Genomic DNA, 19,494 nt, shown 5'->3' on the forward strand with positions numbered 1-19,494 from the left:
GAAAGAGAGCAAGGGACCTTTGCTCTCGCTTCTCTCGATGTTGAGACAAACGAGAGCAAAGGTCCCTTGCTCTCCCTCAGGCGTCGCGCCGCCGCAACACGGTAGAACCGGTGACCAGACCGGCCGCCGCCCACGCCATACAGAGCGCGATGCCGACCCAGGGCGCGTAGGGCGAGACGCCGCCGAAGATCGGGTTCGGCTGGCCGGGGGTCACCATCGCGTTGACGCCCGCGAAGCCGGGGAAGTAGTTCACGATGTCTTCCCCGCCCAGCGAACCGGCGAACATCGGGATCATCACCAGCAGCACGAAGACCGTCACGATCGTCCCCGCCGTGCTTCGCAACGCCGTCCCGAGGCCGAGGCAGAGCAGGCCCAGCAGCGCGAAGTAGCCGCCCATGCCCGCCGAGGTCGCGAGCACCTCGCCGACCGACGAATCCCGCGCGGGGATCAGCGGCGCCGAGATCGCCACGCCGGCGAGGGTGTTCAGGACGCCGTAGCCGAACAGCACCGGCAGCAGGACGGCCGATTTCGCGGCGAGGACCCGGTTCCGCACCGGGACCCACTGCAGGGTCGAGCGGATGCTGCCGCTCGCGTACTCGCTCGTGATGAACAGCGTCGCCAGCGCGACCACGGCGAACTGCGTGAGGTAGAACGCCGCTCCGGCCACCACGGCGTGCGGAGCCATCGAGCGTTCGACGCCGGAGTTCGCGGCCAGGCCCAGCGCGCCGGAATAGGCGAGCATCAGGAAGAGTCCGCTGATCAGGCACCACCAGGTGGACCGGACCGACCAGAACTTGGTCCATTCCGAAGAGATCGTGTTCATCGTGCGCTCCACTGCTTGAAGAAGCCGGTCAGCCGGTCGCGGAAGAAGTCCAGCGCCTCCCGCGAATCGATCGAGCCGTACTGGTTCTCGACCTCGGACGGCGGGAGGTGCGGCCGCAACCCCAGCTGGTCGACCAGGATCGCCGCGTCGGTCACGGACGAATGGCCGCTGTTCTCCACGAGGTCCTGTTCCTTCGGCCCGGTGAGCCGCGGCCAGGTCTCGTTCCACGACGTGCGGTAGTACTTTTCGCCGGTCGGGCTGGTCAGCAGCAGGAACGGCCGGTCGAGGGAAGCGATGCCGAAGAACGGGCCGTCGACGTTCACGCCCGCCTTGATCCGCCGGTCGGCGGCCATCGCGGTGGCTGTCGCGGAACCTCCGGCCGAGTGACCGGCCATCCCGATCTTCGTGGCGTCGATCGACCAGCGCCGGTCCTTCAGCAGGGTGTCGACGACGAACGTCGTGTCGATCGCGCGGTTCGCGATCGCGGCGGGCCAAGGGTCGTCCGACCGTCCACAAGCGACACATTGACGCAGCCCGTCGGGGAACTCCGTCGCCCAGGCTTCATAGGCGTGATCGATCCCGGCGACCACGAAACCTTGTGCGGCGAGGTGTTCGGCCACCGAGGTCAGGGTGATCCGGTTGTTGCCCGCGCCCGGCGAAAGCAGCACCAGCGGACGTCGTCCTGGCAGGGCGGGCGCGTTCTCGCGGGAGTGGACCCGCACCTTGCTCAGCGCGTCCGGCGGCAGGTCGAGTTTCCGCCCGGCGACCGCCGCCGCCGATTCGGCCTTGGTCATGTACAGCGGCGCGCGTCCGAGCGGAACCGCCGGGTACCAGACGTTGACCATCAGTTCGCGCCGCTTTTCGGGCACCCAGGGGTCGGCTCTCGCCTGATCGGTGAGGTGCAGGGTGCGCGACCCGATCGGGAGCGGGCCACCCGGCGCCGGCAGCGACAGTTGCGGTGCCGCCGACGCGGCCGCCGGCACCCCCAGCAGGCCGGCGATCACCGCCACCAGGACCATGAGTGACTTCATGCCGCGACTCCCGTTCCGTATTCGACCGAAGAAGCGGTCAGTTCCATGTACGCCTGTTCCAGTGACGCGGTCCGTTCGGCCAGCCCGTGCACGCGGATCCCGAGTTCGTGCACCGCGTCGCCGACGAGGTGCACGGGCAGGTCGTGCACGATCAGTTCGTCCCGATCGGATTCCGTGGTGGCGCCGAGCGCGCGCAGTCGCTGTTCGAGTGTGCGAAGGTCGGCGGGGGCGGGCACCCGCACCGCGACCGACGTCCGCGAATTGCCCGCGATGAATTCGTCGACCGGCGCGTCGGCGAGCAGCTTCCCCTTGCCGATGACGACCAGCCTGTCGGCGGTCAGCTGCATTTCGCTCATCAGGTGGCTCGACACGAAAACCGTGCGGCCCTCTTCCGCGAGCGAGCGCATCAGCTGCCGCACCCAGCGGACGCCGTCGGGGTCGAGGCCGTTGACCGGTTCGTCGAACATCAGCACACCCGGGTCGCCCAGCAGCGCGCCGGCGATCCCGAGCCGCTGCCCCATGCCGAGCGAGAACGTCCCGGCTCGTTTGCCCGCGACGTCGGTGAGGCCGACCGTCGCGAGCACCTCGTCCACCCGGGTCGCCGGGATCCCGTTGCTGCGCGCCATGGCGAGGAGGTGCTTGCCCGCGCTCCGCCCCGGGTGCAGCGCCTTGGCTTCGAGCAGCGCGCCGACCTCGCGCAGCGGGTACCGCAGGTCGGCGTACGTCTTGCCGCCGATCCGGACCTCACCCGCGCTCGGCGCGTCGAGGCCGAGCGTCATCCGCATGGTCGTCGACTTGCCGGCGCCGTTGGGACCGAGGAAACCGGTCACCTTGCCGGGCGCGACGGCGAACGTCAGTCCGTCGACCACCGTCTTCTCGCCGTAGCGCTTTGTGAGTCCTCGAAGCGTGATCATCCGCGTCCTCCTTCGTGTCCCTGAATCCTCCGACGCGGGGACACCCGGGGGCATTGCCCTGAAGTCATCGGCCACCCCTTACTTTCGACAGGTGCCGCTCGGCACGAGTCACCGCGGAAAGGCACAATCGGCGCCATGACCACCCGCGAACAACGGCGCGTCAATCCGCTCGACCTGGTGATGCTCGTACTCGCCGTGTTCTCCGTCGGGTTGCTCGCCTACGTGACGTTCTTCCCTCATTCGGAGGAGACGGCGCATCGCGTCTTCGTCATCGACACCGTGGTGTGCGGGATCTTCGCGCTGGAATTCCTGTGGCGGTGGCGGCGCACCGGCTGGGAGAAGCGATTCCCGCTGCGCAACTGGTACGAGATCCTCGGCATGATCCCGATCGCGCATCCGGCGTTGCGCGGGTTCCGGCTGCTGCGGATCGTCGTGGTGCTGGTGCGGCTCGCCCGTACGGCGGACCGCGCGTTCGGGGAGCGGTTCACGCAGCGGCTGGTCGAACGGCTTTCGCGGCCGATCGTGCTGGCGATCAAGAAGCCGATCACGATCGCGGTGCTCGACGAGGTCGTGAAGGTGCTGGAAACCGGGAACTATCCGCAGAACCTCGCACGCTCACTCGGGGAGAACCAGTCGCTGCTGCGGGGGATCATCGCCGAGAAGCTCAAGAACGACCCGCAGGCGGGACGGCTTTCGAAGCTGCCGTTCCACGACGAGGTGGTGCGTTCGGTGATCGACACCGCGATGCGCGTGATCCTCGAGGTGCTGACCGATCCGCGGACCGACGAGTTCTTCGCGCACGTGGTGCGGGAGAACCGGGAGCAGATCCGGAGCGCGGTGCAGCTGGGGTTGAACGAGCGTGAGGACGACGAGGAGCTGGCGGCGCAACTGCCGACGCGGCCGCAGCACCAGCTGATGGATTGAGTGGTCACCGGAAGTGTCATGAAAGGGTCGTTCAGGACAAAAGATGTCCTGAACGACCCTTTCATGACATCCGGCGCTGGGTGGTCCGCCGGGTGGGCGCGGCGTTGAGCGGGTCTTCCGGCCAGGGATGCTTCGGGTAGCGGCCGCGGAGATCGGCACGCACTGCCGCGTAACCGTTGCGCCAGAACGATTCCAGATCGGCGGTGACCGCGGCGGGCCGTCCGGCGGGTGACAGCAGGTGCAGTACGACGGGCACCCCCGCCAGCTCCGGCGTCGCGAGCCAGCCGAAGGTCTCCTGCAGTTTCACGGCCAGCACCGGCTGCTCGCCCGAGTAGTCGACGCGGATCCGCGAACCGGACGGTACCTCCAGCCGATCCGGCGCCAGTTCGTCCAAACGCGACGCTTCGGGCCAGGGCAGCAGTCCGCGCAGGGCGGCGCCCGCGTCCAGCGAAGCCAGATCCGACCGTCGGCGCGCCGTACCGAGGTCGAGCCAGCTGTCCAAAGTGGATAACAGCGTCGTCGAATCGACCGCGGGCCAAGGTGAGCCCAGCACTCGATGCAAGAACGCCAACCGTTCGCGCAATCGCCGTCCGTCCTCCGACCATCGCAGGAGGCCGAGCCCTTCGGTGCGCAAGCCGTCCAGCAACGCGGCGCGGATCGCGTCCGGCGCGGGCGAGCGCAACGGTTTCTCCGCGAGCACGATCGCCCCGAGCCGCCGCACCGAACGCGCCACGACGTCACCCGAAGACCAGTGCACTTCGTCCACAGAGGACACCAGATTCGGCGCCGCGCGGACGGCGAGGTCCTCGTCCGCGGGCGCGGCCAGCCGGATGATGCCCTGCGCGCGGCCGGGATCCCTGGTCGCTTCGGCCACCGCCAGCCATTCGACGTCGGCCAGTCCGCTGCCGCGCGGTAGCTCGGCCGCCGTCCCGCCGGCCATCAGGTACACCGGTGCCCCCGCGGAACGCCGTCGTGCGAGCCGCTCGGGATGCGCCAGCGCCACGACCAGCGCCGGATCGGAGGCCTTGCCGCCGTCGGGCACCAGCTTGGAAAGCCTTCGCACGTCACGCTTCCAGCGTTCGTCACCGCGCACTCGCCGCAGTTCGGCTTCGAGGTCGGTCAGCGTGCCACCGCTGTCCAGCAGCGCGACGACTTCGGCCGCCGAACGCGCGTTGGTCCGCGCCGCGCCGTCCAGCAAGGCCCGCGCCAGCCGCGGATGCAAGCCCAGTCCGGCCATTTTCCGGCCGCGTTCGGTCACCGTGCCGTCTTCAGCGGTCGCCCCGAGTGTGGTCAGCAACGCGCGACCGGCGGCCAGCGCGCCTTCGCCGGGTGGGTCCCACCACGAGAGGCCGGAACCGTCCGGAGTGGACCAGCACGCCAGCTCCAACGCGAACCGTGCCAGTTCGGCCGTCCGGATCTCGGGTTCGGGATAGGCGGGCAGGGAACCCTGTTCGTGCGCCGCCCAGCACCGGTACACACGGCCGGGAGCCTCACGGCCGGCACGGCCGGCGCGCTGCTCGGCGACCGCGGCCGAAACGCGGACCGTCGCCAGCCCCGGCAGGCCGCGCCGATGATCGACACGGGGCGCGCGCGACAGTCCGCAGTCCACCACCGCGCGCACGCCCGGCACGGTCAGACTGGACTCGGCGACCGACGTCGACAGCACCACGCGGCGGCGGGCACGGGGGCGCAACGCGTCGTCCTGGCTCGCCGCCGAAAGCCGTCCGTGCAGAGGCAGCACGTCGGCGTCCAGGCCGCTGAGCAGCCCGCTCACCCTGGCGATCTCGCCCGCGCCAGGCAGGAAAGCGAGCACATCACCGTCCCCTTCGGACAGTGCTTTGTGGATCACGCGGGCGACGGTCGCCTCGACCCGTTCGCCGCGCGCGGGCGGGGAGTACGACACGTCGACCGGATAGGTCCTCGCGTGCGCGGTGATCACCGGCGCGTCCCCGAGCAGCGCGGCCAGCCGCCCGGAGGCCACGGTGGCGGACGTCGCGAGCAGGCGCAGGTCGTCCCGCAACCCGGCGCGCACGTCCAGCAACAGCGCGAGCAACAGGTCCGCGTCGAGATGCCGCTCGTGACATTCGTCGAGCAGGACGGTCGAAACCCCGCTCAGTTCGGGATCACCCTGCACCCGCCGGACCAGCAACCCCGACGTCACCACTTCGATCCGGGTCGAAGACGACACCTTCCGATCCCCGCGGACCGAATAACCGACCGTCTCACCGACCCGTTCGCCCAGCAGGGACGCCATCCGCGCGGCCGCGGCGCGGGCGGCCAGCCGCCTCGGCTCGGCGACGATCACCCGGCCTTCGCCGTTGTCCAGCGCGAGCGGCACCAAGGTGGTCTTACCGGTGCCAGGGGGCGCGACGAGTACCGCGGTGCCGTGCGCGTCGAGAGCGGCTTCGAGTTCGGGCAGGACGGCGCGAACCGGCAGATCGGGAAGGGTCACCGCTCGGTGACCTGCGGCGGAGGCGGGATCCGGTAACCGGACGGGCCGATGTTGCGGTTCAGCGAGGCGAGCCACTCCCCGGACGAGATCATCTTCTGGATCGCCCCGGCCACCGCGGCCCGCCCCTCGGTGTCGTCCTTGCGCAGGCCGACACCGTATTTCTCCTTCGAGAACGGCTTGCCGACGACCCTCAGCAACTCCGGGTTCTGCGCCACGTAACCGGCCAGGATGACGTCGTCGGTGGTCACCGCGTCCACCTGTCCCGCGAGCAAGGCCGTGACACAGTCCTGATAGCGCGGGTACTCGACGAGCTGGACGGCTTGGGCGAACTTGTCGCGCACCTGCTCGGCGGAGGTGGTGCCGCCCACGGCGCACAGCTTGCGGCCGTTGAGGTTCTCGGGACCGGTGATGTCGGTCGACCGGAGGCGGACGAGCAGATCCTGGCCGGTGTCGAAATAGGGCCCGGCGAAGGCGACCATCTGTTTGCGTTTTTCGGTGATCGAGTAGGTCGCCACCATCAGATCCGTGGTCCCGGACGTAATGTCCGTCTCGCGGGACGAGGGCTTGCTGTCGTGCCAGGTGATGTGATCCTCGTCCACGCCCAGTTCGGTCGCGATGTACTTCGCCACATCGACGTCGAAGCCGACGTACCGGCCGTCGACCGTCCGTTTGGAGAGTCCCGGCTGGTCGAAGCGGATGCCGATGGTGAGTTCGCCGGACCCGACGGCGCGCACGACGAGGGAATCCGACGGACCGGCCTCGGTGGAACAGGCCGCCGTCGTGACCAGCATCAAGCAGGCCACCAGCAGGCCGCGTCCCCTCATCGGGTGCCTCCGTCCGCCGCCTCACGTTGTTCTCAGGGTCGACGGTTAGCCTAGGCCCGTGCGTAGACCGCCCCAAGTCGTACTCGACGCCGTGGGCACACTCGCCCGGCTCGGACTGGCCGCCGTCTGGTTGGTTTCCGGAGCGCTGAAGATCAGCGATCCGGGACAGACCTACATCGCGGTCCAGGCTTTCGATGTCCTGCCGGACGGGCTCGTCCGCCCGGTCGCGATCGGGATGCCGCTCGTCGAACTGGCGCTCGGCCTGTTCCTGCTCGCCGGGTTCGTGACCCGGTGGGTGTCGGTGCTGTCGGTGCTGATGCTCGCGGTGCTCATCGCCGCGATCGCCCAATCCTGGGCGCGCGGGCTGAGCATCGACTGCGGCTGCTTCGGCGGTGGCGGTCAGATCGCCGCGGATCAGACGAGGTATCCGCAGGAGATCGCCAGGGACCTCGGGTTCGCGCTACTGGGTGTCTGGCTGATCGTGCGGCCGCGGACTTGGCTGTCCGTGGACGGCTGGCTCGGGAACTCTCAAGCCCCCGCCGACGACGACTATGTGGGTATCGCTGAAGGGAACGAATAATCGTGGGTGGAGCTGAGCGCAACGCTCGGAAACGCAAGCAGCAGCAGACGGCGTCGCGCTCGGTGGCACAGGCCAGGGGCGTCGCGGGCGGCGACAAGAAGAAGGTCGTCGCGATCACCGTCGCGGTGGTCGTGCTCGCCGCGCTGGTGATCGGTGGCGTGATCTGGACGACGTCCAGCAAGGACAGCACCGAGGGCAAGGTGATCGGGGCACAACCGACCGCCTCGGCGCCCGGTGTCGTGGAGAAACGTGACGGGGCCGCCGTGGTCGTCGGCAAGCCCGACGCGAAGAAGACCATCGACATCTACGCCGACTTCCTGTGCCCGGTCTGCAAGCAGTTCGAAGAGTCGTTCAAGGGCCAGATCGAGGAGCAGGTGAACAACGGGACCCTGCAGGTCCGGTACCACATGCTGCCGATGCTCAACCAGCGTTCCGACCCGCCGGGCTACTCGCTGGACTCCGCCAACGCCTCGCTCGCCGCGGCCGACGCGGGCAAGTTCCTCGCCTTCCACGACGCGCTGTTCAAGGATCAGCCGGAGGAAGGCGGACGCGGGTTCGACAAGGCGCAGCTGATCAAGCTCGGCCAGGACGTCGGCATCACCGACCCGGCCTTCGCGATGGCGGTCAACGGTGGCGCCTACGAGCAGCAGATCCAGGACGCGTACAAGAAGATCTCGACGGATCCGGCGCTGCAGCAGGACTTCGGCAACGGACCCGGCTTCGGCACGCCGACCGTCACCGCGAACGGGCAGGTCGTGAAGCTCGAGGCGGACTGGGTGAAGAAGGTCGTCGGCTAGTTCTTTGTGTACATGAAGGCCCCCTTCCTTGCGTCTGGGTACAGGAAGGGGGCCTTCATGTACTTGAGGTGGGGTGCGCGGCCGGGCGATAGCAAAGGTCCCTTGCTCCCTTGCCGCAGGCAGGTGTCGCAAGTAGGTGACGAATTGCGGGGGAGTCAGGGAAGCGAAGCGGAGGCGAAGGCGGCGAAGGCCTGTACGCGGGCTGTCTCGGCGGAGCGCGGCCAGACGAGGCCCCACTCGACGTCGGGTGAACCGGCGAAGGGCACGAAGCGGATTCGCGGGTGGCTGAAGTACTCCTGGGCGTGTGCGGCGAGCGGGCAGATGCCGGCGCCGGTGGCGATCGCGGCGAGCAGTTCCTGAAACGTCGCGAAGGGCTTGCCTCGTGTCACGGGGTGCCCGGCCGGTGTCAGCCACTGGCGTGGCTCCTCGATCCAGTACGGCTCCGGCGGATGCGCCGCGCGAAGGACGGTGTCGCGGGCGAGGTCGTCGAGGGTGACTGATTTCCGTCGCGCGAAAGGGTGTTTCGACGACACCGCGAGCACCATCGGTTCGGTGTACACGGCCGGTCCGGTCGTCAGTTCGGGTTCGTCGACGGGGAGCAGCGTCACCAGCACGTCGATCTCACCCGAGCGCAGCATCGCGACCGGGTCGGCGAAATCGGCCTCGCGGATGAGCAGTTCCGTGTCCGGGTAGCGCTGCCGGAAGCGGTCCAGCAGATCTTCGGTCAGGTCGGCGACGCCGGGCGCCTCGAAGCCCAGCCGCAGCACGCCGCCGATCCCGCGCCCGGCCGCGACGGCGCGGTCGATGCCTTCGTGCAGCGCGCGGTAGGCGGGGCCGAGGTCGTCCCGCAGCCGTTCGCCGATCGGCGTGAGCCGGACCCGCCTGCTGGTGCGGGCGAACAGTGGTGCGCCGATCCGGCGTTCCACCTGCTTGATCGTCTGGCTCACCCGTGCCTGCGAGACGTGCAGGCGTTCCGCGGTGCGGCCGAAATGCAGTTCGCCGGCCAGCGCCAGGAAGATCTCGATATCCCGCAGTTCCATAATCTCCAGGTTATCGATAGTGGCCGGTGCCGGTCAGCGGGAACCGTCTTCGTCGCAGGTCTAGACCACCGACGGTATGTCATGTGTTAATTCAAGCAATGAATTTATAAGCATTCGGCATGGGTGGTGAGGTATGACGAAATTCGTGGTCCGGCTCGCTCTGCTGTTCGTTTCGTGTCTCGCGTTGGCGTTGGCGCCGGTTTCGGCACAGGCGGCGCCCGCGTTCGAGGTGTTGGCCTTCTACAACGGGACCTACGACGCGGCGCACATCAGCTTCGTCAAGGAAGCCAACCAGTGGTTCCCGAAAACCGCTTCGCAGCACAACTTCGACTACGCGGCGACCAACGACTGGAACCGGTTGAACTCGCTGCAACCCTCGCAGTACCAGGTCGTGCTGTTCCTGGACGACCTGCCGCAGACCTCGTCGCAGCGCGCGGGCTTCGAGCGCTACATGAAGGCGGGCGGCGCCTTCTTCGGGTTCCATGTGGCGGCGTTCACCACGAATCCGTCCGGCTGGGACTGGTACCACAACAGGTTCCTGGGCACGGGGGCGTTCAAGTCAAACACCTGGGGGCCGACGACGGCGAAGTTGAAGGTGGAGAACCGGCCGCATCCCTCGACCACGCGGCTGCCCGCGACGTTCACCTCGTCGGTGAGCGAGTGGTACGCCTGGAGCAGCGACCTGCGCAAGAACCAGGACATCCGGATCCTCGCGTCGGTGGATCCGGTGAGCTTCCCGCTCGGGACCGATCCGAACCAGTCCTGGTACGGCGGGTACTACCCGATCCTCTGGACCAACACCAAGTACAAGATGCTCTACGCCAACTTCGGGCACAACAAGATGAACTACGAGACGAATCAGCCGCTTTCGTCGACCTTCGCCAGTGAGGTGCAGAACCGTTTCGTCGTCGACGGCCTGCTGTGGCTCGGCGGCGTGAAAGCTTCCTGACGGGGTGCCGAGGGCCTGGCAGGCTGCGTTGTCGCTGGTCAGGCCCTCGGCGATAGCAAAGGTCCCTTGCTACTCCTCGATGGCGCCGCCCACCGCGCGCAGGTGCTCCCGGAAGGTCAGCGAAGGCGACTTCGCACGCTCCGCGAGGAAGTCGGCGAAGCGCACCTGCTCGCGAAGGGACTCTCCGGAGCGGATGCGGTCGGCCTGGAGCCGTTCGGTGTCGCGGATGGCCTCGGCGCGGTCCAGGACCTCGTCCGCCCGGTCGGCCGGGATGAACAGGACGCCGTCCTCGTCGCCGAACACGAGGTCTTCCCGCGTCACCGTCCAGTCCCCGACGACGGCCGAGTCGAGCGCGCCGTCCGGGCGGGCGGAGACCGAGAGCGGGCCGGTCGGGATCGAGCCGAGGCTGAACACCGGCAGCCCGATCTTCTTGATGTCGGCGGTGTCGCGGTGCAGCCCCCAGATGACGACGCCGCTCAGCCCGGCCGCCTCCGCTTCGAGGACCGCGAGGTCCCCGACGCAGCTCTCGTCGAGCCTGCCGCCGTTGTCGACGACGAGGACGTCGCCGGGGTTCGCGGTTTCGTACGCCTCCAGGAAGACGTCGACGCTGCCGACGTGCCGGGCGGGGGTGACCCGCCCGGCCACGCGGCCACCGGGCACGACCGCGTGCGTGCCGGCGGGCGCGCATCGGACCGGGACGCCGGCGCGGACGCAGCCGTCGGTCAGATGCGCGGTGGTCAGCTGGGAGAACCGCTGCCGAAGCTCCTCGGGATCCATATCCCGACTCTAGCCACGGCGCCACACCACGGGTTTGTGGTTCGGGCTGCTGTCATCCCGCACGGAGCCCATGACCTCGCCGTTCTCGCCAACGAGGGCACCGCAGCCGGGAGAAGGCGCGGGAAGCGTCTCGACCGCGCCGCCCGGCGACCACACCGCGGGAACCGTGGAGAAGTCCGGGGTCCTCAAGCAACCCGTGACGAGTCCCGAGCTGTTGAGTGAGACCGCTGTCATGGAGTCCGGCACCGGAACAGAGGTGTCGTAGGCCGTCCAAAGCCGGTCGCCTCCTTGGACACTGGCCAGCACCTTGCCGTCCCGGATCGCGAGGGCCCGTGCCTCGCGGACACCCTCCGGGAGGACGAGTTGCCGCGCCACGCCGTCCTTCCAGAGCCAGGTGCCGCCGCCCTGTTCCTGCATCAGGATCGTGCCGTCGTGGTCGATGTCCACCGGGTGGAGCAGCGGCGGGCTGTCCAGCAGTACCGGGTGCGCGCGGTCGTCCGCGGGCCAGATCGCCGCCCAGGAACCGAATCGCGGGTCGTTGTGCACGGAGCCGACGACGTCGCTGCGGTCGTTCATGCCGACGACCCGTGTCTGGGCGTAGTTCGGCACCTTCCCCAGAAGCTGGAAGCCGCCGTTCTCGAAGACGAACGAACGATAGGTCCGGGTCGGAATCGCGTAGCTGTTCGTGAGAATCGACCCCGACGCGTTCTCGTCCACGGTCACGACCGTGTCGTGGCCTGCCGGGATGCCGTGGTTCTGAACGGTCCCTCCCGACCAGGTGAGCAAGCCGTGTTCGGAGTGTCCCGCGTAGCTTCCGGCCCCGTCGGTGGCCACTACCTGGACAGTGCCGTAGGGCACCGGTAGGTAGCTCATCGTCCAGTCGGTCGCCGACGCGGTGCCGGCCGACAGCAATCCCGCGGCGACGGTGGCTGCCAGGACCAAGCTCGTACGTTTCATCGTTCCCCCTGTGAGTGTGTTCTCCCTGTTTAACGGGGGTCCGAGCCGTCCGTCTGCGTCACCTGACACGTACCGTGCCGTAAATAACATCCGTTCAGACCTGTATGTAAGGATTGATAAATACAGTCCTGTCTGTATCTTCAGTGGCAGCAGCGACCCGGCAACGGACAAGGAGCGTCGTGGTGGCCAACAAGGTGTACGTCGTCGGCGTGGGCATGACGAAGTTCGAGAAGCCCGGACGTCGTGAGGACTGGGACTATCCGCAGATGGCCAAGGAGTCCGGGACCAAGGCGCTCGAAGACGCCGGGATCTCCTTCGACGAGGTGCGACAGGCCTACGTCGGCTACGTCTACGGCGAGTCGACCTCGGGGCAGCGGGCGGTCTACGAACTGGGCATGACCGGGATCCCGGTGGTCAACGTCAACAACAACTGCTCGACCGGGTCCACCGCGCTGTACCTCGCCGCGGAAGCGATCCGGGGCGGCCGCGCCGACTGTGTGCTCGCGCTCGGCTTCGAGAAGATGCAGCCGGGATCGCTCGGCTCCACCTACGACGACCGCGAGCAGCCGATGGGCAGGCACCTCCAGGCGCTCGCGGAGATCTCCGAGGTGCTGTTCCCGCCGGCGCCGTGGATGTTCGGCGCGGCGGGCCGCGAGCACATGAAGACCTACGGCACCACCGCCGAGCACTTCGCCAAGATCGGCGAGAAGAACCACCGGCACTCGGTGAACAACCCGTACGCGCAGTTCCAGGAAAGCTATTCGCTGCAGGACATCCTCGACTCGCGGATGATCTACGACCCGCTCACGAAACTCCAGTGCTCCCCGACCTCGGACGGCTCGGGTGCGGCGATCCTCGCCAGCGAGTCCTTTGTGGACTCGCATGGGCTCGCGGACCAGGCTGTCGAGATCGTCGGGCAGGCGATGACCACCGACTTCGCCAGCACCTTCGACGGCACCGCGAAGAACATCATCGGCTACGACATGAACGTCCAGGCCGCGCGCCAGGTGTACGACCAGGCCGGGCTCGGTGCCGAAGACTTCCAGGTCATCGAACTGCACGACTGCTTCTCCGCCAACGAACTCCTGCTCTACGAAGCGCTGGGACTCTGCGCCGAAGGGGAGGCCGGGAAGCTCGTCGACTCCGGGGACGCCACCTATGGCGGCAAGTGGGTCGTCAACCCGTCGGGCGGGCTGATCTCGAAGGGGCACCCGCTCGGCGCCACCGGCCTCGCGCAATGCGCCGAACTGACCTGGCAGCTGCGCGGAACCGCGGACAAGCGCCAGGTCGACGGCGTTCAGGCCGCCCTGCAGCACAACATCGGACTCGGCGGCGCCGCCGTCGTCACCGCCTACCAGCGCGCCGAGCGCTGATCCCACCGAAAGGACGAACCATGGGCAAGATCAGTGCCTCCGTCGAACTCCCCGCCGCCCCCGGCAAGGTGTGGGCGGAGTTCTCCAACCCCAACAACTTCGAGAAGTGGCTGACCATCCACACCAAGTGGAAGGGCGAGGTCCCGGCCGAATTCTCCAAGGGCGCGCAGGCTTCCGAGGTCGTCACGATGCTCGGGATGCCGAACACGATCACCTGGACGGTCGACGAGTTCGAGGCGCCGTCGAAGCTGGCGATCTCCGGAACCGGGATGGCCGGGGTGAAGGTCAAGTTCGAGCTGACCGTGGAGGCTTCCGGCGAGGGATCGCTCGCCAGCATCAGCGCGGAGTTCGCCGGCCAGATGATCGTCGGCGCGCTCGGCAAGGCCGTCGAGAAGGACGGCAAGAAGAACCTCGACGCCTCTCTCGAGAACTTCAAGGCGCTGGTCGCGTGACCGACGAGCGATTCGATCCCGACGGCCTCGGCAAGTGGACCGAGGAGTCGCGGTTCGAGGTGACCCGCGAGCGGCTGATCGAGTACGCGAAGGCCACCAACGACCCGATCCCGGCGCATCTCGCCGGGGACGTCGCGAGCCCCGTGTTCGCGATCGTGCCGGTGTTCGAGTCGCTGATGGAACCCGCGCTCGAGGTCGTCCCGGTCGGGCTGTTCGGCCGGATCGTGCACGGGGAACAGGAGTTCCGGTTCCACCGGCCGATCCGCCCCGGCGACAAGCTCGTTTCGCGGGCGCGGATGACGGGCTACGAAGGCTTGCCGAACGGCACGCGCGGCACCATCCACCTCGAATGCCGCACTGAAGACGGCGACCTGGTCAACGAGCAGTACGTGACCTTGTTCGTGCGCGGGTTCGACACCGGCGAGACGCGGGGCGAACTCGGGCCGGAGCACAAGTTCGACGACGGCCTGCGCGCGCGGCCGCCGGTGGCGAAGGTCAGCCAGCACGTCGACGACGACCAGACCTACCGGTACGCGCCCGCCGCCGGCGATCCCATGCCCATCCATCTCGACGAAGAGGTCGCGAAGGATTCGGGACTGCCGGGGATCATCGCGCACGGCCTGTGCACCATGGCGTTCACCTCGTGGGCGCTGCTGACCGAGGTCGCCGGGTCCGATGTGGACAGACTGAAGCGGTTCGCCGTGCGGTTCGCCAAACCGGTCCTGCCCGGGCAGGACCTGACCACGTCCATCTGGAGCGCGGGTGGCGGGAGCTACGCGTTCGAGACCACCGTCGGCGAAACCGTCGTGATCAAAGACGGCCTCGCGGAATTCGCGGAGTAGGAGCTAAAGCCATGGGAGCACTCGACGGGCGGGTCGCCGTCATCACCGGTGCCGGCCGGGGGATCGGCCGCGAGCACGCGCTGCTGTTCGCGCGGGAGGGCGCGAGCGTCGTGGTCAACGACCTCGGCGGGGCGAACGACGGCAGCGGGGCCGATGTCGGCCCGGCGCAGGAGGTCGTCGACGAGATCCGCGCGGCGGGCGGGAAGGCCGTGGCGAACACGGCCAACGTCGCCGACTGGGCGGGCGCGGAAGAGTTGGTCGCGCAGGCGGTGGGCGAGTTCGGCAGGCTGGACGTCGTCGTGAACAACGCGGGCATCCTGCGCGACGCGTTCATCGCCGGACTGGAGGAGTCCCAATGGGATTCCGTGATCGCCGTGCATCTGAAGGGGCACGCGGCGGTGCTGCGGCACGCGGCCGCGTACTGGAAGTCGGCGAGCAAGGCCGGCGAGCGGGTGGCGGGCTCGGTGATCAACACCGCGTCGGCGTCCGGGGTCACGTTGCCGAACGCGGGGCAAGCGAACTACGGCGCGGCGAAGGCGGGCATCGCCGCGCTGACGCTGGTCGCCGCCGAGGAACTTGAACGCTACGGCGTGCGGGTCAACGCGATCGCGCCGATCGCGCGCACTCGGCTCACCCTGGCGACGCCGGGCATGGGCGCGATCTTCGCGCAGGAAGTGGAAGAAGGGGAGTTCGACGCGTTCTCCCCGGCCAACATCTCGCCGCTGGTCGCCTATCTCGCGACCGAGAAGTGCCCGCTCACCGGCAAGGTGTTCGCGGTGCAGGGCGGCGCGATCTCCGAACTCGCGGGCTGGCACGACGTCAAGGTGATCGAAACCGAGGCCGCCTGGGAGATCGACGACATCGCCGCGAGGCTGCCGTGATCGAGTGGTCCGAGACCGAACTGCTGATCCGGGACGCCATCCGGGAGTTCATCGACAAGGAGATCCGGCCGCACCTCGACGCGCTGGAAAGCGGGACACTGCCGCCGTACGACCTCATCCGCAAGATGTTCGCGTCCTTCGGCATCGACGCGCTCGCGCGGGAATCGGTGACGAAACTGCTGTCTGAGGACCGTGGCTCCGGTGGCGGTGGCGGGCTCGCGTTCGGCGGGCAGGAGGCGATGGCGCTCATCGCGGTGAGCGAACTGGCCGGCGTCAGCCTCGGCATCGTCGCCTCGCTCGGGGTGAGCATCGGGCTGACCGCGCAGACGATCCTGACCAAGGGCACGCAGGCGCAAAAGGAACGCTGGCTGCCTTCTCTTGTCACTTTCGAGAAGGTCGGCGCGTGGGCGATCACCGAGCCCGACTCCGGCTCGGACGCTTTCGGCGGGATGAAGACGTCGGTGCGGCGCGACGGCGACGAATATGTCCTCAATGGACAGAAGACGTTCATCACCAACGGCCCGTACGCCGACACGATCATCGTGTACGCGAAGCTCGACGACGGCGCCGCCGTCCGCGACCGCAAGGTGCTGACGTTCGTGCTGGACAAGGGCATGCCAGGGCTCACGCAGGGCAAGCCGTTCAAGAAGATGGGCATGATGTCGTCGCCGACCGGCGAGCTGTTCTTCAGCGACGTCCGGCTCGGGCGGGACAGGCTGCTCGGCGAATCCGAGACCGGCCGCGACGGCGACAGCAAGGCCGAGGTGAAGTCCGGGTTCGCCGTCGAGCGGATCGGGGTCGCGGCGCTGGCGCTCGGGATCATCAACGAATGCCACCGGCTTTGCGTGGACTACGCGAAGAACCGGAAGCTGTGGGGCCAGGAGATCGGGCGGTTCCAGCTGATCCAGCTCAAGCTCGCGAAGATGGAAGTCGCGCGGATCAACGTGCAGAACATGGTGTTCCAGCTGATCGAAACCCTGCGCGCGGGCAAGATGCCGACACTGGCCGAGGCTTCCGCGATGAAGCTGTACTCGTCGGAGGCGGCCACCGAGGTCGCGATGGAGGCCGTGCAGCTGTTCGGCGGCAACGGGTACATGGCGGAGTACCGGGTGGAGCAGCTGGCGCGGGACGCGAAGTCGCTGATGATCTACGCGGGCAGCAACGAGATCCAGGTGACGCACATCGCGAAGGGTTTGCTGGGCCGCTGAGGGAGCAAGGGACCTTTGCTATCGCGTGGGTGAGACGGCCGGCGCGCGTGCAATGAAGGGGCCTTTCATAGCAAATTTTGCTATGAAAGGCCCCTTCATTGCGCTTGCGCGAGGTGGGGAGCGCCGAGGTGGCCGCAAGTAGGTGACTAATTGCGGCAGGGCGGGCGGGTCAGGTGCGTTCGATCAGGTGGCCGACGACCTCGGGGCCCGGGTGCGCGTGGCCGGAGCCATCGCGCCGGACGTCGACCTCGGGCAGTTCCACCGGGTCACCGGTGCGCGACGCGCCGGCGGGACGCGGGCCGATCCAGCCAACGACCAGCCGCGTTTCGCCCTTGAGGAACCGTTGTGCCCGGACACCGGCGGTCGCCCGGCCCTTGGCCGGGTACTCGCTGAACGGGGTCACCTTCACGCTCGCGCCGGTCGCGGTGACGACCATCGGCTCGCCGTGTTCGGCGTCGTCGGTGCGGATCGCGCCGAAGAAGACCACTTCCGCTTCGCCGCGCACGGTGATCCCGGCCATGCCGCCGCCCTTGAGGCCCTGCGGCCGCACGAGCGAAGCCGGGTAGCGCAGCAGGGACGCTTCGGACGACAGGAACGCCAGCGTCTCGTCGCCGTCGGTGAGCCAGGTGGCGCCGACGATCTCGTCGCCGTCCTTCAGGCTGATCACGTCGAACTCGTCCGAGCGGACCGGCCATTCCGGCGCGCACACCTTCACGACGCCGAGTTTCGTGCCGAGCGCGAGACCGGGGGAGCCGGCCGCCTGGTCGCCGAGCGGCGCCAAGCCGATGACGCGCTCGCCCTTGTCCAGCGGCACCAGTTCCTTCGCGGCCATCCCGCCGCGTAGCGAAACGGTGCCCGCCTGCTCGGGCAGCACCGGCAGCGGCAGCACGTCGGTCTTGAACGCGCGGCCGCGGTTGGTCACCAGCAGCACCTGACCGCGGGCGGTCGAATGGACCACCGCGGCCACCGAGTCGTGTTTGACGCGACCGTTGCGGCGCCGCACTTCCGACGCCTCCTCCGATTCCGCCGCCGTCCGCGCGACCAGCCCGGTGGCCGAAAGGATCACCTGGCACGGATCGTCGGCGACCTCCAGCGGACCGGACGGCTTCGACGCGGCGAGGACCTCCTTGAGGTCACCGTCGATCAGCGCGGTGCGGCGTTCGGTGGGGGAGTCCTTGGCGACCTTGGCCAGCTCGGCCGAGACGACCTTCTTCAGTACCGACTCGTCGTCGAGGATCTTCGACAGTTCGGCGATCTCCTCGCGCAGCTTGTCCTGCTCCGCCTCGAGTTCGATCCGGTCGTACTTCGTGAGCCGTCGCAGCGGGGTGTCCAGGATGTAGGTCGCCTGGATCTCCGAGAGCTTGAACCGCTTCATCAGGCCGTCCTTCGCGGCCGCGGCGTTGTCGCTCTCGCGGATCAGCTTGATCACCTTGTCGATGTTGAGCAGGGCGATCAGCAGACCGTCGACCAGGTGCAGCCGCTCTTCGCGCTTGCGGCGCCGGTACCGCGTGCGGCGGGTGACGACTTCGTAGCGGTGGCTGAGGAATACCTCCAGCAGCGCCTTGAGCCCCAGCGTCCGCGGCTGCCCGTCCACCAGCACCAGGTTGTTGATGCCGAACGACTGCTCCAGCGGCGTGAGCCGGTACAGGTCCGCGAGCAGCGCCTGCGGGTTCACGCCGACCTTGCATTCGATGACCAGCCGCGTGCCGTTCTCGCGGTCGGTGAGGTCCTTGACGTCGGCGATCCCGGTGAGCCGCTTGGACTTGTTGACCTCGTCGGTGATCTTCTCGATCACCTTCTCCGGGCCGACGCCGTACGGCAGTTCGGTGACGGTGATCGCCTGACGGCCGCGGCTGCCCTCCAGCGGACCGGTTTCGGCGCTGGCGCGCATGCGCACCACACCGCGGCCGGTCTCGTACGCGCGGCGCACCTCGTCGAGGCCCAGCAGCGAACCGCCGGTCGGCAGGTCGGGGCCCGGGACGAACTCCATCAGCTTGTCGAGGGTGGCGTTCGGGTGGTTGATCAGCCACCGCGCGGCGCCGATGACCTCGGTCAGGTTGTGCGGGATCATATTGGTCGCCATCCCGACCGCGATCCCGGAAGTGCCGTTGACCAGCAGGTTCGGGAACGCCGCGGGCAGCACGGACGGCTCTTCGAGCGAACCGTCGTAGTTCGGCCGGAAGTCGACGGTGTCCTCGCCGAGTTCGCCGACCAGCAGCATCGCTTCGGGGGACAACCGCGCTTCGGTGTATCGCGAGGCGGCCGGGCCGTCGTCGGGCGAGCCGAAGTTGCCGTGCCCGTCGACCAGCGGGACGTTGAGCGAGAAGTCCTGCGCGAGCCGGACCATGGCGTCGTAGATCGCCGTGTCGCCGTGCGGGTGGTACTTGCCCATCACGTCGCCGACCACGCGGGACGACTTCACGTACGCGTGCGTCGGCCGGTAGCCGTTTTCGTTCATCGAGTACATGATCCGGCGGTGCACCGGCTTCAGCCCGTCCCGCGCGTCCGGGAGCGCCCGCGAGTGGATGACCGAGTAGGCGTACTCCAGGTACGAATCCTCGATCTCCGTCTTCAGCGAGTTGTCGAAGACGTTCGCGCCGGGCTTGTCGAACGCGGAGGGGTCGACCTTGGTGGTGGTGCCCTTACGGCGTGCCATTGCTCAAAGCTCCT

General features: G+C 68.3%; 18 protein-coding genes. 9 read left to right on the plus strand and 9 right to left on the minus strand.

The genetic code is table 11. From position 1 onward, the window contains the following. Positions 1-76 precede the first annotated feature (76 nt). Genes ACIHAO_RS17400 through ACIHAO_RS17410 form a run of 3 tightly spaced genes read right to left on the minus strand, consistent with a single transcriptional unit; the run spans position 77 to position 2,768 of the window. Positions 77-823 (minus strand): ABC transporter permease, encoded by a 747-nt coding sequence (locus ACIHAO_RS17400; RefSeq protein ID WP_396558889.1) that lies wholly within the window; start codon positions 821-823, stop codon positions 77-79. Continuing rightward, positions 820-1,854 carry an alpha/beta hydrolase family protein gene (locus tag ACIHAO_RS17405; protein WP_396558891.1) on the minus strand — a complete coding sequence of 345 codons (1,035 nt, stop codon included), beginning with the start codon at positions 1,852-1,854 and terminating at the stop codon, positions 820-822. The genes ACIHAO_RS17400 and ACIHAO_RS17405 overlap by 4 nt, the downstream gene beginning before the upstream one ends. Continuing rightward, complete coding sequence (locus ACIHAO_RS17410) at positions 1,851-2,768, minus strand: ATP-binding cassette domain-containing protein (protein WP_396558893.1); 918 nt, start codon at positions 2,766-2,768, stop codon at positions 1,851-1,853. Before ACIHAO_RS17410 ends, ACIHAO_RS17405 begins: the two co-directional genes overlap by 4 nt. Positions 2,769-2,903: 135 nt before the next feature. On the opposite strand from ACIHAO_RS17410, the gene ACIHAO_RS17415 reads away from it, so the two are divergent. After that, positions 2,904-3,692: an ion transporter gene (locus ACIHAO_RS17415; protein ID WP_125789229.1), complete on the plus strand. Its 789-nt coding sequence runs from the start codon at positions 2,904-2,906 to the stop codon at positions 3,690-3,692. A gap of 61 nt (positions 3,693-3,753) precedes the next feature. On the opposite strand, the gene hrpB is transcribed toward ACIHAO_RS17415, so the two are convergent. Both hrpB and ACIHAO_RS17425 read right to left on the minus strand, forming a co-directional pair. Further along, entirely contained in the window at positions 3,754-6,144 is a 2,391-nt protein-coding gene (gene hrpB / locus ACIHAO_RS17420; RefSeq protein ID WP_396558896.1) for an ATP-dependent helicase HrpB, read from the minus strand. Continuing rightward, positions 6,141-6,968, minus strand: a complete 828-nt coding sequence (locus tag ACIHAO_RS17425) for a glutamate ABC transporter substrate-binding protein (protein WP_396558898.1) — start codon at positions 6,966-6,968, stop codon at positions 6,141-6,143. The genes hrpB and ACIHAO_RS17425 overlap by 4 nt, the downstream gene beginning before the upstream one ends. Before the next feature lie 91 nt (positions 6,969-7,059). Between ACIHAO_RS17425 and ACIHAO_RS17430 the strand changes: the two genes are divergently transcribed. Next, the gene (locus ACIHAO_RS17430) at positions 7,060-7,548 is read left to right on the plus strand and encodes a MauE/DoxX family redox-associated membrane protein (protein WP_396559263.1); all 489 of its coding nucleotides are present in this window, start codon (positions 7,060-7,062) and stop codon (positions 7,546-7,548) included. 2 nt (positions 7,549-7,550) lie between these two features. After that, a complete protein-coding gene (locus tag ACIHAO_RS17435) occupies positions 7,551-8,345 on the plus strand; it encodes a DsbA family protein (protein ID WP_396558900.1) in 795 nt (264 codons plus the stop codon). 155 nt (positions 8,346-8,500) lie between these two features. Here the strand turns inward: ACIHAO_RS17435 and ACIHAO_RS17440 are convergent, their stop codons facing one another. Further along, complete coding sequence (locus ACIHAO_RS17440) at positions 8,501-9,385, minus strand: LysR family transcriptional regulator (protein ID WP_396558902.1); 885 nt, start codon at positions 9,383-9,385, stop codon at positions 8,501-8,503. Between the two features lie 133 nt (positions 9,386-9,518). Between ACIHAO_RS17440 and ACIHAO_RS17445 the strand changes: the two genes are divergently transcribed. Beyond that, a complete protein-coding gene (locus ACIHAO_RS17445) occupies positions 9,519-10,334 on the plus strand; it encodes a ThuA domain-containing protein (RefSeq protein ID WP_396558904.1) in 816 nt (271 codons plus the stop codon). A gap of 69 nt (positions 10,335-10,403) precedes the next feature. Here ACIHAO_RS17445 and ACIHAO_RS17450 read toward each other — a convergent pair whose 3' ends face one another. Then, complete coding sequence (locus ACIHAO_RS17450) at positions 10,404-11,111, minus strand: RraA family protein (RefSeq protein ID WP_396558906.1); 708 nt, start codon at positions 11,109-11,111, stop codon at positions 10,404-10,406. 9 nt (positions 11,112-11,120) lie between these two features. Continuing rightward, positions 11,121-12,068 (minus strand): hypothetical protein, encoded by a 948-nt coding sequence (locus tag ACIHAO_RS17455; protein ID WP_396558908.1) that lies wholly within the window; start codon positions 12,066-12,068, stop codon positions 11,121-11,123. Positions 12,069-12,247: 179 nt separating this feature from the next. Between ACIHAO_RS17455 and ACIHAO_RS17460 the strand changes: the two genes are divergently transcribed. The 5 genes from ACIHAO_RS17460 to ACIHAO_RS17480 are packed head-to-tail and all read left to right on the plus strand — an operon-like array spanning position 12,248 to position 16,824. Then, positions 12,248-13,441, plus strand: coding sequence for a lipid-transfer protein (locus tag ACIHAO_RS17460; RefSeq protein ID WP_396558910.1), 1,194 nt, complete (start codon positions 12,248-12,250; stop codon positions 13,439-13,441). A gap of 20 nt (positions 13,442-13,461) precedes the next feature. Continuing rightward, on the plus strand, positions 13,462-13,893 hold the full coding sequence (locus ACIHAO_RS17465; RefSeq protein ID WP_396558912.1) for an SRPBCC family protein: 432 nt from the start codon (positions 13,462-13,464) through the stop codon (positions 13,891-13,893). Further along, a complete protein-coding gene (locus ACIHAO_RS17470; protein ID WP_396558914.1) occupies positions 13,890-14,735 on the plus strand; it encodes a MaoC/PaaZ C-terminal domain-containing protein in 846 nt (281 codons plus the stop codon). The genes ACIHAO_RS17465 and ACIHAO_RS17470 overlap by 4 nt, the downstream gene beginning before the upstream one ends. Positions 14,736-14,746: 11 nt before the next feature. Continuing rightward, positions 14,747-15,616 carry an SDR family oxidoreductase gene (locus ACIHAO_RS17475; protein ID WP_396558916.1) on the plus strand — a complete coding sequence of 290 codons (870 nt, stop codon included), beginning with the start codon at positions 14,747-14,749 and terminating at the stop codon, positions 15,614-15,616. Further along, positions 15,613-16,824 (plus strand): acyl-CoA dehydrogenase family protein, encoded by a 1,212-nt coding sequence (locus ACIHAO_RS17480; protein WP_396558918.1) that lies wholly within the window; start codon positions 15,613-15,615, stop codon positions 16,822-16,824. Before ACIHAO_RS17475 ends, ACIHAO_RS17480 begins: the two co-directional genes overlap by 4 nt. 169 nt (positions 16,825-16,993) lie before the next feature. On the opposite strand, the gene ACIHAO_RS17485 is transcribed toward ACIHAO_RS17480, so the two are convergent. Further along, entirely contained in the window at positions 16,994-19,480 is a 2,487-nt protein-coding gene (locus ACIHAO_RS17485) for a DNA topoisomerase (ATP-hydrolyzing) subunit A (RefSeq protein WP_396558920.1), read from the minus strand. Positions 19,481-19,494 lie beyond the last annotated feature (14 nt).

This window comes from Amycolatopsis sp. NPDC052450, assembly GCF_044547565.1.
Taxonomy (GTDB): Bacteria; Actinomycetota; Actinomycetes; order Mycobacteriales; family Pseudonocardiaceae; genus Amycolatopsis.

Bases quoted from the DNA above. Each gene is read 5' to 3' on its own strand.
- ACIHAO_RS17400 (WP_396558889.1), bottom strand. From the start codon at position 823: ATGAACACGATCTCTTCGGAATGGACCAAGTTCTGGTCGGTCCGGTCC.
- ACIHAO_RS17405 (WP_396558891.1), bottom strand. From the start codon at position 1,854: ATGAAGTCACTCATGGTCCTGGTGGCGGTGATCGCCGGCCTGCTGGGG.
- ACIHAO_RS17410 (WP_396558893.1), bottom strand. From the start codon at position 2,768: ATGATCACGCTTCGAGGACTCACAAAGCGCTACGGCGAGAAGACGGTG.
- ACIHAO_RS17415 (WP_125789229.1), top strand. From the start codon at position 2,904: ATGACCACCCGCGAACAACGGCGCGTCAATCCGCTCGACCTGGTGATG.
- ACIHAO_RS17425 (WP_396558898.1), bottom strand. From the start codon at position 6,968: ATGAGGGGACGCGGCCTGCTGGTGGCCTGCTTGATGCTGGTCACGACG.
- ACIHAO_RS17440 (WP_396558902.1), bottom strand. From the start codon at position 9,385: ATGGAACTGCGGGATATCGAGATCTTCCTGGCGCTGGCCGGCGAACTG.
- ACIHAO_RS17445 (WP_396558904.1), top strand. From the start codon at position 9,519: ATGACGAAATTCGTGGTCCGGCTCGCTCTGCTGTTCGTTTCGTGTCTC.
- ACIHAO_RS17450 (WP_396558906.1), bottom strand. From the start codon at position 11,111: ATGGATCCCGAGGAGCTTCGGCAGCGGTTCTCCCAGCTGACCACCGCG.
- ACIHAO_RS17455 (WP_396558908.1), bottom strand. From the start codon at position 12,068: ATGAAACGTACGAGCTTGGTCCTGGCAGCCACCGTCGCCGCGGGATTG.
- ACIHAO_RS17465 (WP_396558912.1), top strand. From the start codon at position 13,462: ATGGGCAAGATCAGTGCCTCCGTCGAACTCCCCGCCGCCCCCGGCAAG.
- ACIHAO_RS17475 (WP_396558916.1), top strand. From the start codon at position 14,747: ATGGGAGCACTCGACGGGCGGGTCGCCGTCATCACCGGTGCCGGCCGG.
- ACIHAO_RS17485 (WP_396558920.1), bottom strand. From the start codon at position 19,480: ATGGCACGCCGTAAGGGCACCACCACCAAGGTCGACCCCTCCGCGTTC.